This is a genomic window from Streptomyces sp. RLA131 (assembly GCF_056270125.1).
The window spans coordinates 7018904-7033224 of record NZ_JBWDOQ010000002.1; the positions used below are offsets into that span (position 1 = coordinate 7018904).

9 protein-coding genes are annotated in these 14321 nt (G+C 72.3%); 7 read left to right on the forward strand and 2 right to left on the reverse strand.

All coding sequences use genetic code 11. The features are described 5' to 3' along the window. Window positions 1-210 precede the first annotated feature (210 nt). Window positions 211-2235, forward strand: coding sequence for a glycoside hydrolase (locus RWE79_RS32725; RefSeq protein WP_475943696.1), 2025 nt, complete (start codon window positions 211-213; stop codon window positions 2233-2235). 75 nt (window positions 2236-2310) lie between these two features. Here the strand turns inward: RWE79_RS32725 and RWE79_RS32730 are convergent, their stop codons facing one another. Continuing rightward, complete coding sequence (locus RWE79_RS32730) at window positions 2311-2688, reverse strand: DUF805 domain-containing protein (RefSeq protein ID WP_475943697.1); 378 nt, start codon at window positions 2686-2688, stop codon at window positions 2311-2313. A 67-nt stretch (window positions 2689-2755) separates the two neighbouring features. Then, on the reverse strand, window positions 2756-3385 hold the full coding sequence (locus RWE79_RS32735; RefSeq protein WP_475943698.1) for a TetR/AcrR family transcriptional regulator: 630 nt from the start codon (window positions 3383-3385) through the stop codon (window positions 2756-2758). 176 nt (window positions 3386-3561) lie between these two features. On the opposite strand from RWE79_RS32735, the gene RWE79_RS32740 reads away from it, so the two are divergent. The 6 genes from RWE79_RS32740 (at window position 3562) to RWE79_RS32765 (ending at window position 14021) form a co-directional block, all read left to right on the forward strand. After that, window positions 3562-4476, forward strand: a complete 915-nt coding sequence (locus tag RWE79_RS32740) for an ABC transporter permease (protein ID WP_475943699.1) — start codon at window positions 3562-3564, stop codon at window positions 4474-4476. A gap of 88 nt (window positions 4477-4564) precedes the next feature. Next, complete coding sequence (locus RWE79_RS32745; RefSeq protein ID WP_475946236.1) at window positions 4565-5305, forward strand: ABC transporter ATP-binding protein; 741 nt, start codon at window positions 4565-4567, stop codon at window positions 5303-5305. Window positions 5306-5527: 222 nt separating this feature from the next. After that, window positions 5528-9556 carry a Pls/PosA family non-ribosomal peptide synthetase gene (locus tag RWE79_RS32750; protein WP_475943700.1) on the forward strand — a complete coding sequence of 1343 codons (4029 nt, stop codon included), beginning with the start codon at window positions 5528-5530 and terminating at the stop codon, window positions 9554-9556. Between the two features lie 12 nt (window positions 9557-9568). Continuing rightward, window positions 9569-10873 (forward strand): M1 family metallopeptidase, encoded by a 1305-nt coding sequence (locus RWE79_RS32755; protein WP_475943701.1) that lies wholly within the window; start codon window positions 9569-9571, stop codon window positions 10871-10873. Window positions 10874-11075: 202 nt separating this feature from the next. Next, window positions 11076-11933 carry a polyphosphate kinase 2 gene (gene ppk2 / locus RWE79_RS32760; protein ID WP_475946238.1) on the forward strand — a complete coding sequence of 286 codons (858 nt, stop codon included), beginning with the start codon at window positions 11076-11078 and terminating at the stop codon, window positions 11931-11933. Window positions 11934-12056: 123 nt separating this feature from the next. Then, entirely contained in the window at window positions 12057-14021 is a 1965-nt protein-coding gene (locus RWE79_RS32765) for a glycosyltransferase family 39 protein (protein WP_475943702.1), read from the forward strand. Window positions 14022-14321 lie beyond the last annotated feature (300 nt).

Sequence of the window (14321 nt, forward strand, 5' to 3'; positions counted from 1 at the left end):
CGCCGCACCCTAGGAGCTGGAGTTGACTCCATGTCAAGAGTGGTACGGGGCAGGTGGCTCGGCCTTCACCGGGAGCACCGGCGGGCTTGCGTGTTCGCGCAAACATCACCAGGAACCAGGCGTGTCACGGCTATTGACATGGGCACATTGTGAACTCGACACTCACGCACGCCCCCACATGTTCGCGCAAACACCGGATGGGACACCGTGATGCCGTACAGCTCCCTGATTCGCAGGCTCAACAGATTCCGCGGACTCAGCACACTCCCCGGGCTTTCCGGCCCCCGCAGGATCCCCCCACTCCCCGGCCCTCGCGGGCTCCGCGGCTTCCCGGGACTTCGCAGGCTCCGGCGGCCGGCCGCGCTCGCCGCCCTCCCGCTCATCGCCTCGGTCCTGGCCGCGGGCCCGCTGGCCACCGAGGCGCAGGCCGCCACCTCGGCGCCCGCGCTCGTCACCACCCAGGCGCAGGGCATCGACGGCTTCGCCGCCTCGGGCGCCTGGTGGGTCAACGACCTTGCCGGGTTCTCCTCCTCCGTCAAGAGCCAGGTCGGTAACCTGCTCTTCGACGAGTCCGGGCTCGACCTCAGTATGTACCGCTACAACATCGGCGGCGGCGGCACCGGCGTCACCGACCCCACGCGCGCCCCGCAGTCGCTGATGACCTCGGCCGGCAGCTACGACTGGAGCCGTGACCCCGGCGGCAGCTACTTCCTCCAGTCGGCGGCCGACCACGGCGTGCCCACCCTGATCGGCTTCGTCAACAGCGCCCCCAAGAACTGGACCAGCAACGCCCAGAGCTGCGGCGGCACCCTGGTCTCCGGTGACGAGTCCGCGTACGCGTCCTACCTCGCCGACATCACCGCGCACTGGTCGGCGGCCGGCGTCAACCTCGACTACCTCAGCCCCATGAACGAGCCGGACAGCTCCTTCAGCGGCTGTGGCCAGGAGGGCATGGCCGTGCCGGTGTCGCAGCGGGCCGCCCTCATCAAGGCCGTCGGCTCCACGCTCGCCGCCCGCTCCCTGACCTCCACCGGCATCATCGCCGACGAGACCAGCCAGACCAGCAATTTCGTCACCAACACCCCCACCTGGATGAACGATTCGACGGCCGCCGGCTACGTCAGCGCGCTCGCCCACCACACCTACGACTTCCCCGGCGACGCCGCCCTGCGCAAGGTCGCCGCCGTCGGCAGTACGTACAACAAGCCGCTGTGGGCCAGTGAGATCTGCTGCCAGAAGTCCGGCACCAGCGGCTGGGGGCAGCAGTACGACCCCACCATCGACGGCGGACTCGACCTCGCCAACTACGTCTACCGGGACTTCACCCTCGCCAACGACCGCTCCTTCCAGTGGTGGACGGCGCTGTCCTCGGTCATCGGCTGTGACGTGGGCGCCGACGCCTCCTGCGCGAGCCAGGTCAACACCAGCGGCTGGAACGACGGTCTGGTCTACTACGACCCGGACTACGCCACCGACGGCAACCAGTCGCTGTACATGACCAAGCGCTACTACGTCCTCGGCCAGTACAGCAAGTACGTACGTCCCGGGGCCGTGCGCTACAACGTCTCCGGCGCGCCGGCCGGCGTCCAGACCATGGCCTTCTTCAAGGACGGCGCCTGGACCGTGGTCGCCACCAACACCAACTCCGCCGCCTCCGGCCTCATCCTGGACACCAACAGCGGCACCCTCACCCCCACCGCCACCCACCGCACCAGCTCGACCGAGAGCCTGGCCGCCGTCTCCAACCCCACCACCAGCGGCTCGGTGCTGACCGCCTCGCTGCCCGCCCGCAGCGTCACGACCTTCCAGCTCACCAGCTCCGGCGCCCCCGGCAGCGGCAGCCGGACCAGCACCAGCACCCTCATCGGCGCCCAGTCCGGCAAGTGCCTTGAGGACCCGGGGTACTCCACCACCAACGGCACCCAGACGACCATCTACACCTGCAATGCCGGCACCAACCAGAACTGGATCCTCACCGCCGCCGGTGAGCTGCGCGGCTACGGCAGCAAGTGCCTCGACGCCTACAACCAGGGCACCGCCAACGGCACCGTGGTCGACATCTACACCTGTAACGGCGGCGCCAACCAGAAGTGGGCCGTCACCGACGGTGGCGCGATCGTGGGCCAGCAGTCCGGTCTCTGCCTGGACGTGACCGGTCAGGCCACCGCCAACGGCTCGCCACTGGAGCTCTACACCTGCAACGGCGGCACCAATCAGAAATGGACCCGGGGCTGACACACCGGGGCTGACACACCGGGGCCCGCGGCCGTCACCGGCCGCGGGCCCGTCCCGCCCTGCCGGCGCCGGGGTTCAGCCGCTGTAGGCGTAACCGTCCTGGGCGTACGGCGCCTTGGGGTCGGCGCCGTACCGGTTGGCGCCCGAGTCACCGTCGCTCGCCGTGAAGACGATCAGGATGACCAGGCCGACCAGCGGGACGACGCTCAGGAGCACGTACCACCCCGAGTGGCCGGTGTCGTGGAGCCGGCGGGTCGTGACGGCGAGTGTGGGGATGAACGTGATCAAGGTGTAGACGCTGCTGAGGAGTTCGCGGTCCAGTGTCCGGTTCTCGATGGCGCTCAGCACAAGGAGGATCACACTGCTCCACAGGGCGAACATCCAGAACTCTTTGCGGCGTGCCCGGCCGCTGAATCGGGCGTAGTTCTTCAGTACGGCCACATACCAGTTCACCGGGGGTCGTCCTTCGTCGGATCCGCAAGGACCGCATATGCTAGCGCGCGGACCGACGAACTGATCATCACACCGCCGGTGGTCGGTCCGTTGTGGCGCCCAGGGCCGCGACCGTGCTGGCCGCGAGTCGGTTGAGGTAGCCCTTGGGCAGCGGGGAACGCATCACGGCCAGGCGCCAGTACAGAGGCCCGGTGATGAGGTCCAGGGCGAGGTCGACATCGGTGCCCACGGGGAGTTCGCCCCGCTCCACGGCGGAGCGCACGACGGCCTCCGTTATCCCGCGCTGCGTGCCGCGCAGCGCCTCCTGCAGGGCCAGCGCGATGTCGGGGTTGCGGGAGGCCTCGGCGAGGAGGTCGGGGATGATCTGTGAGGCGACGGGGTGCCGCAGCGCGCGGGCGCTGACCTCCAGCAGGATGCGTACGTCGCCGGGCAGACTGCCGGTGTCGGGGGCGGGGACGCCCAGGGCGGCGACGGCCGACACCACGTCCAGGACGAGCGGCAGTTTGGAGCGCCAGCGGCGGTAGACGGCGGCCTTGCCGACACCGGCCCGCCGGGCGATGCCCTCGATGGACATGCGGCCGTACCCGACAGCGGCGAGTTCGTCGAAGACGGCTGCGCGGATGGCCTCGGTCACGTCGTCGCGGAGCACGGCGGCGCCCGCCGGGCTGCGACGTGGGGGTGGGGTCTCCGGTGCCATGCCCATGAGAGTAGCGTGAGGAGAGGACGGAACGGTTGCGTTCCATCGGCCGAGTGGGCTAGCGTCGGCGCTGCGACGATACGGATGCGTTCCGTCGGCCGATCGGGCCGGACGGCCGGCCGGTCACCCGTCGTCCCCCCTCGGCTTCTCTCTGCCTCGTACGAAAGGCAATCCACGTGAGCCTCCACCTCGACGAGTCCCCCGCCGCGCGGCTCGCCCCCGACCCGGGGCCGGCCGCGCAGGAACTGGCGGCCAGGTACGGCCTGGCCGTCAGCGGGGCCCGTCCGCACCTGCGGGAGTACGTGCGCCAGCTGTGGGCGCGGCGGCACTTCATCACCGCGTACGCGCGGGCCAAGGTGCACGCCCAGTACACCCAGGCGAAGCTGGGCCAGCTGTGGCAGGTCATGACCCCGCTGCTGAACGCGGCCGTGTACTACCTGATCTTCGGCCTGCTGCTCGGCACCAGCAGGGGCGTCGACGACTACATCCCGTTCCTGGTGACGGGCGTGTTCATCTTCACCTTCACGCAGTCCTCGGTGCTGGCCGGCGTCAAGGCGATCGCCGGGAACCTGGGGCTGATCCGGGCCCTGCACTTCCCCCGGGCCTCGATGCCGGTCGCCACCACCCTCATGCAGCTCCAGCAGCTGCTGATGTCGATGGCGGTCCTGATCACCATCGTCGTCATGTGGGGGGAAGTACCGTCCGCCTCCTGGCTGCTGGTGATCCCCGCGCTGCTCCTGCAGAGCCTGTTCAACGCCGGGCTGGCGCTCGCCATGGCCCGCCTCGGCAGCAAGATCACCGACCTGGCACAGCTGATGCCGTTCATCCTGCGCACCTGGATGTACACCTCCGGTGTCATGTACAGCCTCAGCGCGAAGCTGGGCGACGCACCCCACGTCGTCAAGCTCCTGCTGCAGATCAACCCGGCGGCCGTCTACATCGACCTGATGCGCTTCGCGCTCATCGACAGCTTCACCGCGGCCCAGCTGCCCCCGCACGTCTGGGCCCTGGCCCTGGGCTGGGCGCTGCTTGCGGGCTTCGGCGGCTTCATCTACTTCTGGAAGGCCGAAGAGGAGTACGGACGTGGCTGAGACGCAGAGCGAGAAGACCGGCACCGTCACCGACAGCGGCACAGGCACCGGAACCGACAGCGGCACCGGGGAGCGCGTCCCGACCGTCATCGTGGACGACGTGCACATCGTCTACCGGGTACACGGCGCCGGCGGCAAGGGCAGCGCCGTCAACGCGCTCCGGCGGATCGTCACCCGCAAGGGGAATCCCAATGTCCGCAAGGTGCACGCGGTGCGCGGGGTCAGTTTCACCGCCTACAAGGGCGAGGCGATCGGCCTGATCGGCTCCAACGGTTCGGGCAAGTCGACGATGCTGCGAGCCATCGCCGGGCTGCTGCCCGCCGAGAGCGGCAAGGTCTACACCCAGGGCCAGCCCTCCCTGCTGGGTGTCAACGCGGCCCTGATGAACGACCTGACCGGCGAGCGGAACGTCATCCTCGGCGGCCTGGCCATGGGCATGACCCAGGAGGAGGTGCGTGAGCGCTACCAGCAGATCGTGGACTTCTCGGGGATCAACGAGAAGGGCGACTTCATCTCCCTGCCCATGCGCACGTACTCCTCCGGCATGGCCGCACGGCTGCGCTTCTCCATCGCCGCCGCCAAGAACCACGACGTCCTCATGATCGACGAGGCGCTGGCGACCGGCGACCGCAAGTTCCAGAAGCGGTCCGAGGCGCGGATCCGCGAACTGCGCAAGGAGGCCGGCACCGTCTTCCTCGTCAGCCACAACAACAAGTCGATCCGCGACACCTGCGACCGCGTCATCTGGCTGGAGTCCGGGACCCTCCGCATGGACGGCCCGACCGACGAAGTCGTGCGGGCATACGAGGAATTCACCCGCGCGAAGTAGCCGAAGGACGTGGCCTCCGCCACACCCGGATCCCCGGCGCCGGTCCGCGAGGCCCCGCTCAACAGGCGCGACTGGTTGCGGCTCGGTAAACTCCCTGTTCGCCGTGCGCGGAGCGGGGGTTCGCAGCGCACTCCACACGACTTGAGGAGAGTGAGAGATGCGCACGAAGCAGCCGGGCATCCACCCTGTCGAACCCATGGCGGGCGACGAACGGCCCGCCGCATGACCACAGCCACCGAGTCCCAGCCACTGTTCGAATCGCTGCTCGACGCCGAGGCAGCCCCCGCCGTCTTCACCGCCGGGGAGGCCGCCCCCGAGCGGACCCTGCTCGACATCCTCGACGCCACCGCCCGCCGCCACCCGGACGCACCAGCCGTCGACGACGGCACCGCCCCGCTGACCTACCGAGCGCTGCTCGCCGAGGTCGAGACCCTGCGGCTGAGCCTGAGCGCAGCCGGGATCGGCACCGGCCACCGGGTCGGCGTACGGGTACCGTCCGGGACCGCCGACCTCTACACCGCCATCCTCGCCGTGCTGGCGGCCGGCGCCGCGTACGTCCCGGTCGACGCAGAGGACCCGGACGAGCGGGCCCGGCTGGTCTTCTCCGAGGCCGCCGTGAGCGCCGTCATCGGCGCCGGGTGCGAGATCACGCCGTGGCAGCCCCAGGACGGACCCGCGCCGCCCGAAGCCGCCCCGGCCGCACCCGTCGAGGCCGCGCCGGCCGCCCCGGCCGGCCCCTCATCGGCTCCGGCGTCCGAACGGGCGGCCACCGGCCGCCGCCCCGGACCCGACGACGACGCCTGGATCATCTTCACCTCCGGCTCCACCGGCAGGCCCAAGGGCGTCGCCGTCACGCACCGCAGCGCCGCCGCCTTCGTCGACGCCGAGGCCGGGCTCTTCCTGGCCGCCGAGCCGCTCGGCCCCGGCGACCGGGTGCTGGCCGGGCTCTCGGTCGCCTTCGACGCCTCCTGCGAGGAGATGTGGCTCGCCTGGCGGCACGGCGCCTGCCTCGTCCCCGCCCCCCGGTCCCTGGTACGCACCGGCCTGGACCTCGGACCCTGGCTCGTCGAGCAGCGCATCACCGCCGTCTCCACCGTCCCCACCCTCGCCGCGCTCTGGCCCGCCGGGGCGCTGGACGGCGTACGCCTGCTCATCTTCGGCGGTGAGGCGTGCCCGCCCGAGCTGGCCGAGCGGATGGCCGTCGACGGCCGCGAGGTCTGGAACACCTACGGCCCCACCGAGGCCACCGTGGTCGCCTGCGCCGCCCCCATGACCGGCACCGGCCCGGTACGGATCGGCCTGCCCCTCGACGGCTGGGAACTGGCCGTCGTGGACGCCCGGGGCGAGATCGTGCCCATGGGCGCCACCGGCGAGCTGGTCATCGGCGGTGTCGGGCTCGCCCGCTACCTGGACGCCGCCAAGGACGCCGAGAAGTACGCCCCGCTGCCCGCCCTCGGCTGGGACCGCGCCTACCGCAGCGGCGACCTGGTGCGGGCGGAGGAAGAAGGGCTGCTCTTCGTGGGCCGCGCCGACGAGCAGGTCAAGCTCGGCGGCCGCCGTATCGAACTCGGCGAGATCGACGCCGCCCTCCAGGCCCTGCCGGGCGCGGCCGGCGCCGCCGCCGCGGTCAGAAGCACCAAGGGCGGCAACCAGCTCCTCGTCGGCTATGTCGTCGCGGGCGACGACTTCGACGCCGAGGACGCCCTCGCCCGGCTCCGCAAGGAGCTGCCGGCGGCCCTCGTGCCGCTGCTGGCCGTCGTGGACGGCCTCCCCACCCGCACCTCCGGCAAGGTGGACCGGGCCGCGCTGCCCTGGCCGCTGCCCACCCCGGACACCGGCTCCCCGCGGGAGCGGGCCCGGCTGACCGCCACCGAGGCCTGGCTGGCCGAGCAGTGGGCCGACGTCCTCGGCATGCCGGCCGGCACCGCCGACGCCGACTTCTTCGCCTCCGGCGGCGGCAGCCTGGCCGCCGCGCAGCTCGTCTCACGGATCCGGGAGCGCTTCGCCGCCGGATCGGTCGGCGACATCTACCAGAACCCGACGCTGGGCGCCCTCGCCCGCACCCTGGACGCCTCCGCGGCCCGCGGGCCCGAGGCGCCGGACGTACGCCCGGTGCCGCGCCGCACCGGCTTCGCGCAGACCCTGCTCATGCTGCCGCTGCTGACCGTGGCCGGGCTGCGCAGGTGCGTCGCCGCGACCGCCGCCGCCAATGTGCTCGCGCTGCCCTGGACACCCGTCGTGTCCTGGTGGTGGATCGTCCTCGGCTGGCTGCTCGTGGCGAGCCCGGCCGGGCGGATCGTCATCGCGGCCGGCGGCGCCCGGCTGCTGCTGCGCGGCCTGCGCCCGGGTACGTACCCGCGCGGCGGCGGTGTCCACCTGCGGCTGTGGACGGCCGAACGCCTCGCCGAGCTGAGCGGCGCCACCGGCCTGGCCGGGGCCTGGCTGACGTACTACGCCCGTGCCCTGGGGGTACGGGTCGGCGAGGACGTCGACCTGCACGCGCTGCCCCCGGTCACCGGCATGCTGCGACTCGGCAAGGGCTGCGCGGTCGAGCCCGAGGTGGACCTGTCCGGTCACTGGCTGGACGGCGACCGGCTGCACATCGGCGCCGTACGGATCGGGGCCGGCGCCACCGTCGGCGCCCGCAGCACCCTCTTGCCGGGCGCCCGGATCGGCAAGCGGGCCGAGATCGCCCCCGGGTCCGGGGTCACCGGATCCGTACCGGCGGGCCAGCGCTGGGGCGGCGTCCCGGCCGTGCGCGACGGCAAGGCCGCCCGGCCGCGCCCCGAGGGCCGTCCGCCGCGCCGGCGCCGCTGGACGGTCGTCTACACCCTCACCTCGCTGGCCCTGGGCCTGCTGCCGGTGCTCGCCGCGCTGCCCGGGCTGCTGGTGACCGGAGCCTTCCTGCGCGGCGCGGCAAGCCCCTGGCAGGCCCTGACCGGGGCCCTCGCCGCCGTGCCGCTCGCGACGGCCGCCGCCCTGGTCACGTACGCCCTGCTGGTCCTGGGCGGCGTGCGCGTGCTGGGTATCGGCCTGCGCGAGGGCCACCACCCCGTCCACGGCCGCGTCGCCTGGCAGGCCTGGGCGACCGAGCGGCTGATGGACATGGCCCGCGTCCACCTCTTCCCGCTCTACGCCAGCCTGTTCACCCCGGTGTGGCTGCGCGCGCTGGGAATGAGGGTGGGCCGTCGTGTCGAGGCCTCCACCGTGCTGGCGCTGCCGACGATGACCACGGTCGGCGACGGCGCCTTCCTGGCCGACGACACCATGATCGCCTCGTACGAACTCGGCGGCGGTTGGCTGCGCATCGCGGAGGCCCGGATCGGCAAGCGGGCCTTCCTCGGCAACTCCGGCATGACGGCCGCCGGGCGGTCCGTACCCAAGCGCGGCCTGGTCGGTGTGCTGTCGGCGACGCCCAAGCGGGCCAAGGCGGGCAGCTCATGGCTCGGTATGCCGCCGATGAAGCTGCCCCGGAGGGCCGAGGCCACCGACACGGCCCGCACCTTCGAGCCGCCCCGGCACCTGATGTGGGCGCGGGCGGCCGTCGAGCTGTGCCGGGTCGTGCCGGTGATGTGCGGGGTGGCACTCGCCGTGCTGGCCTTCGTGGCCTTCGAGGTGCTGTCGGCCCGTGCCGGTGTGGCCCTGGCCGTGCTGGCCGGCGGGGCGTTGCTGGCGGCCGGGGGAGTGGCGGCCTGCCTGGTGGCGATCGCCGCCAAGTGGCTGCTGGCCGGGCGTTTCCGGGCGGCCGAACACCCCCTGTGGTCCTCGTTCGTGTGGCGCAACGAGCTGGCGGACACCTTTGTCGAGGTCCTCGCGGTGCCGTGGCTGGTCGGCGCGACCGGCGGGACACCCCTGATGAACCTGTGGCTGCGCGGGCTGGGCGCCCGCGTCGGACGCGGCGCCTGGTGCGAGACGTACTGGCTGCCGGAGGCGGACCTGGTCACCGTCGGCGCCGGGGCCAGCGTCAACCGGGGCTGTGTCGTGCAGACCCACCTGTTCCACGACCGCATCATGCGGATGGACCACGTCGTCCTCGGCGAGGGCGCCACCCTCGGCCCGCACGGCATCGTCCTGCCCGGCGCGGTCATCGGGGACCGGGCCACGGTCGGCCCGGCCTCACTGGTGATGCGCGGCGAGGCGGTGCCGGCCGGCAGCCGCTGGCTGGGCAACCCGATCACGGCCTGGCACCACCGGCAGCCACCCGCGACGCCGGACACACGGCATGCGCAGCACCACACGGAACAGGCGTAAGGACGCACCAGGGTGAAGGACTCCTACCTCCCGCAGCACGGCGACAGCGGGTACCGCACCACCGACTACGACCTGGAACTGGACTACCGGCCGCACAGCGGACGGCTCTCCGGCCGGGCCAGGATCACCGCTGTCGCCGAACGGGCCCTGGCCGAGGTGGCCCTGGACCTGGGCCCGTTCCGCCTCGACAAGGTCCTCGTCGACGGTGCGCGCCCGGCCCGCTACACCCACCGCGCCGACAAGCTCCGGATCCGCCCCGCCCGCCCGCTGCGCGCGGGGGCCCCGTTCACCGTCGAGGTCCGCTACACCGGCGTGCCCAAGCCCGTCCGTACCCCGGACTGGGGCGATCTCGGCTGGGAGCAGCTCGACGAGGGCGCCCTCGTCGCCTCCCAGCCCAGCGGCGCCCGTTCCTGGTTCCCCTGCAACGACCGCCCCGACGACAAGGCCGCCTACCGCATCGCGGTGACCATCCCCTCCCCGTACACCGTCGTCGCCAACGGCGCGCTCGTCTCCCGTACGATCAGCGCCTCGACCACCCGGTGGGTCTACGAGCAGCCCGCGCCCATGGCCAGCTACCTCGCCACCGTCCAGATCGGCCCGTACGACCTGGTCGACGTGGCGGACGCCGGCCCGGTGCCGCAGCCCGCCGCGGTGCCGCACCGTCTGCTCGGGCGCTTCGAGCACGACTTCGCCCGCCAGCCCCAGATGATGACGACCTTCACCGACCTCTTCGGGCCCTACCCCTTCGACGACTACGCCGTAGTGGTCGTCGACGAGGAACTGGACGTCCCCGTCGAGGCGCAGGGACTGTCCATATTCGGGCGCAACCATGTCGACGGCCGGCGCGGCAGCGAACGCCTCATCGCGCACGAACTGGCCCACCAGTGGTTCGGCAACAGCCTCACCGTCGGAGGCTGGCGGCACATCTGGCTCAACGAGGGCTTCGCCAAGTACGCCGAGTGGCTCTGGTCCGAACTGTCCGGCGGCCCCTCGGCAACCGTCCACGCCACCCGCTCCCGCTCCCGCCTGGCCCTGATGGACCAGGACATCCGCATCGCCGACCCCGGGCTGCGCCGCATCTTCGACGACCGCGTCTACCAGCGCGGCGCGCTGACCCTGCACGCGCTGCGCACGGTCATCGGGCACGCCGCCTTCGTCGCCCTGCTGCGCGAGTGGACGACCACCTACCGGCACTGGACGGTGACCACCGAGGAGTTCACGGCGCTCGCGCAGCGGTACAGCGTCCATCCGCTGGACGGACTGTTCACCATGTGGCTGTACGACACGAGACTGCCCACGCTGCCGCAGCCGCGCTGACCGGCGCCGCCCGCCGGCGTGCTGCCGCCGCGGTGCTGCCCGGCGTGCACGACGGGGCCTTCGGCACGATCCTGATCGCGACAGCGGCCATCGCGGGGCCGTGACCCCGGTCCACGTAGCGGCCCCGCGGTACGGGCTCCAGCCGATCACCCCGCGGTTCCCCGACTGAGGAGGCGTCGTGTTCGAACTGCTGCAACAGGGCATGCGGGTGGACCACACCGACATCGACGACCCGGTGCTCGTTCACCCGGACGGCTCACCGGTGGACACCTGGCGCGAGAACTACCCGTACCCCGCTCGGATGGGCCGCCCCGAGTACGACCTGCACAAGCGGCTCCAGCAGATCGAGCTGCTGAAGCTGCAGTCCTGGGTCAAGGAGAGCGGCCAGCGGATCGTCATCGTCTTCGAGGGCCGCGACGCCGCCGGCAAGGGCGGCACCATCAAGCGCTTCACCGAGCACCTCAACCCGCGCGGCGCCCGCGTCGTCGCCCTGGAGAAGCCCACCGAGCGCGAGCGCGGGCAGTGGTACTTCCAGCGCTACGTGCAGCACCTGCCGACCGCCGGCGAACTCGTGCTGTTCGACCGCTCCTGGTACAACCGCGCCGGCGTCGAGCGGGTCATGGGCTTCTGTGACGACGAGCAGTACCGGCAGTTCACGCAGCAGACGCCCGCCTTCGAGCGGATGCTCGTCGACGACGGCATCCACCTGGTCAAACTGTGGTTCTCGGTCTCCCGGGGCGAGCAGCTCACCCGCTTCACCATCCGGCAGGTCGACCCCGTCCGGCAGTGGAAGCTCAGTCCCATGGACCTGGCCGCGCTGGACAAGTGGGACGACTACACCGCCGCGAAGGTCGCGATGTTCCGCGCCACGGACACCGGGTACGCGCCCTGGACGGTGGTGAAGAGCAACGACAAGAAGCGCGCCCGGGTGGAGGCCATGCGCAGCGTACTGGCCCGCTTCCCGTATCCGGACAAGGACGAGGAGGTCGTCGGCGTACCCGACCCGAAGATCATCGGCGCGGCGGCGACCCTGCTGGAGATGGGTGAGGACACCGGCTAGCGCGGTGGCCCCGGGGCGCGCGCGGCCCTCGGCGGTGCCTCTCACGACCTTCTCACCCGGCGCACAGCATCCCCAAAGGACGGTCAAAGGGTCACCTCAGAGCACGACGGCATGCTCGGCCCCATGACTACTCTGACCCGCCCGCCGAGCACCGGGAACGAAGCCGCCGGGGTCCCCGGCCCGCAGGCCGCCGCACCCCGCTGGGTGCGGCCCGCCGTGCTCGGACTGCTGCTCGGCACCCTGGGGCTGTACCTGTGGGGGCTGAGCGCCTCCGGATGGGCCAACAGCTTCTACTCGGCCGCCGTCCAGGCGGGCAGCCAGAGCTGGAAGGCCTTCTTCTTCGGTTCCTCGGACGCCTCCAACTTCATCACGGTCGACAAGCCCCCGGCGGCCCTGTGGCCGATGGAGCTCTCGGTCCGGATCTTCGGCCTCAGCTCCTGGGCGATGCTGGTCCCCGAGGCCCTGATGGGCGTCGCGGCGGTCGGTGTGCTGTACGCGGCCGTACGGCGCCGCTTCGGCCCCGGAGCCGGGCTCGTCGCGGGCGCCGCGCTCGCGGTGACGCCGGTGGCGGCGCTGATGTTCCGCTACAACAACCCCGAGGCGCTGCTGACGCTGCTGATGGTGTGCGCCGTCTACTGCACGCAGCGCGCCACCGAGCAGGCCCGCACCCGCTGGCTGCTGCTGGCCGGGGCCGCCGTCGGGCTCGGCTTCCTCACCAAGACCTTCCAGGCCTTCCTGATCCTGCCCGCGCTGGCCCTGGTCTACGGGGTGTGCGCGCCGACCCGGCTGCGCAGGCGGCTGGGACAGCTGGCGCTGGCCCTGGCCGCCGTCGTGGTGTCGGGCGGCTGGTGGGTCGCCGTCGTCGAACTGTGGCCCGCCTCCTCGCGGCCGTACATCGGCGGCTCCCAGGACAACAGCTTCCTGTCGCTGACCTTCGGTTACAACGGCTTCGGCCGGCTCACCGGCAACGAGACCGGCAGCCTGGGCGCCACCGGCAACTCCAGCGCGACCGGCCTGCTGCGGATGTTCTCCACCGAGATGGGCGGCCAGATCTCCTGGCTGCTGCCGGCCGCGCTGATCCTGCTGGTGGCCGGGTTGTGGGCGGTCGGCCGGGGCTCCGGCCGCACCGACCCCCGGCGCTCCGCGCTGCTGGTGTGGGGCGGCTCGCTGCTCTGCACGCTCGCCGTCTTCGACTTCATGAGCGGCATCTTCCACGCCTATTACACGATCGCCCTGGCCCCCTACATCGCCGCCCTCGCCGGCATGGGTACCGCGCTGATGTGGCAGCGGCGCCGCGAGGTGCTGGGGGCGGCCGTCGCCGTGACGGTGGTGTGGTCGTACGTGCTGCTGGGGCGGGCCTCCGGTGACTCGTACGGATGGCTGCGCTGGCCGGTGCTGGTCCTCGGCCTGCTCGCCGCCGCCGGTATCGCCGCCTCCGGCCACCTCGGCGGCCGGCTGCTCGCCCGTGGCGCGGTGACGCTGGCCCTGCTGGCATCGCTGGCCGGCCCCTTCGCCTACACCCTCACCACGGTGAGCTCCGGCCACACCGGCGCCCTGCCCACGGCGGGCCCCGGCACCGGCATGGGGATGGGGATGGGGATGGGCGGCGGTGGTGGCGGCGGCAGGCCGGGCGGCATGGGCGGCACCGGCGGCCAGGCCCGTACCGGCACCCCGCCGCAGGGCGGCACGGGTGGTCCGGGTGGCGGCACCGGTGGCGGTGGTGGCGGCAACATCGGCAGCCTGCTCAACGGCACCACCGTCACCTCCGGGATGACGGCTCTGCTGAAGGCCGACGCGGAGTCCTACACCTGGGTCGCCGCCACCGTCGGATCCACCCCGGCGGCGAGCTACCAGCTGGCGAGCGGCGAACCGGTGATGGCCATCGGCGGCTTCAACGGCACGGATCCGACGCCGACCCTCGCCCAGTTCAAGAAGTACGTGGCCGCAGGAAAGATCCACTACTTCATCTCCGCCGGCACGTCGAGCGGCGGCAGCGGCACGGCGGCGCAGATCACCGAGTGGGTCGCGGCGCACTACACGAAGAAGACCGTGGGCAGCACCACGGTCTACGACCTCGGCTCCGGCTGAGCGCGGTCCCTTCCCCGTACGGCCGGCGTCGCGGAATCACTCCGTGGCGCCGGCCGTGCGCGTGCGGGGCCGTGCGCGTGCGCGCGAGCAGCCCCGGGAGCAGGATTTCGAGCATCTGGCGCGGCGCATCGTGGCCGCTGTGCCGAGGAGCGCTGCCGACGGCAGTCCGCTGGGCCTGCTGGTCGACAACGCGGGCGGGATGGCGCCGCCCGTACGACCCGCCGGGTGCTCGACGCCGCCGCCCATGCCGGCTGTGGGCCGGGGCCGGACGCCTCACCGGCGTCGCCCTGCCCGTGCTCG

What these genes read in the sequence shown, in the direction of transcription:
- RWE79_RS32735 (WP_475943698.1), bottom strand. Translation starts at nt 3,385, where the DNA reads ATGGCACCGGAGACCCCACCCCCACGTCGCAGCCCGGCGGGCGCCGCC.
- RWE79_RS32725 (WP_475943696.1), top strand. Translation starts at nt 211, where the DNA reads ATGCCGTACAGCTCCCTGATTCGCAGGCTCAACAGATTCCGCGGACTC.
- RWE79_RS32750 (WP_475943700.1), top strand. Translation starts at nt 5,528, where the DNA reads ATGACCACAGCCACCGAGTCCCAGCCACTGTTCGAATCGCTGCTCGAC.
- ppk2 (WP_475946238.1), top strand. Translation starts at nt 11,076, where the DNA reads ATGCGGGTGGACCACACCGACATCGACGACCCGGTGCTCGTTCACCCG.
- RWE79_RS32765 (WP_475943702.1), top strand. Translation starts at nt 12,057, where the DNA reads ATGACTACTCTGACCCGCCCGCCGAGCACCGGGAACGAAGCCGCCGGG.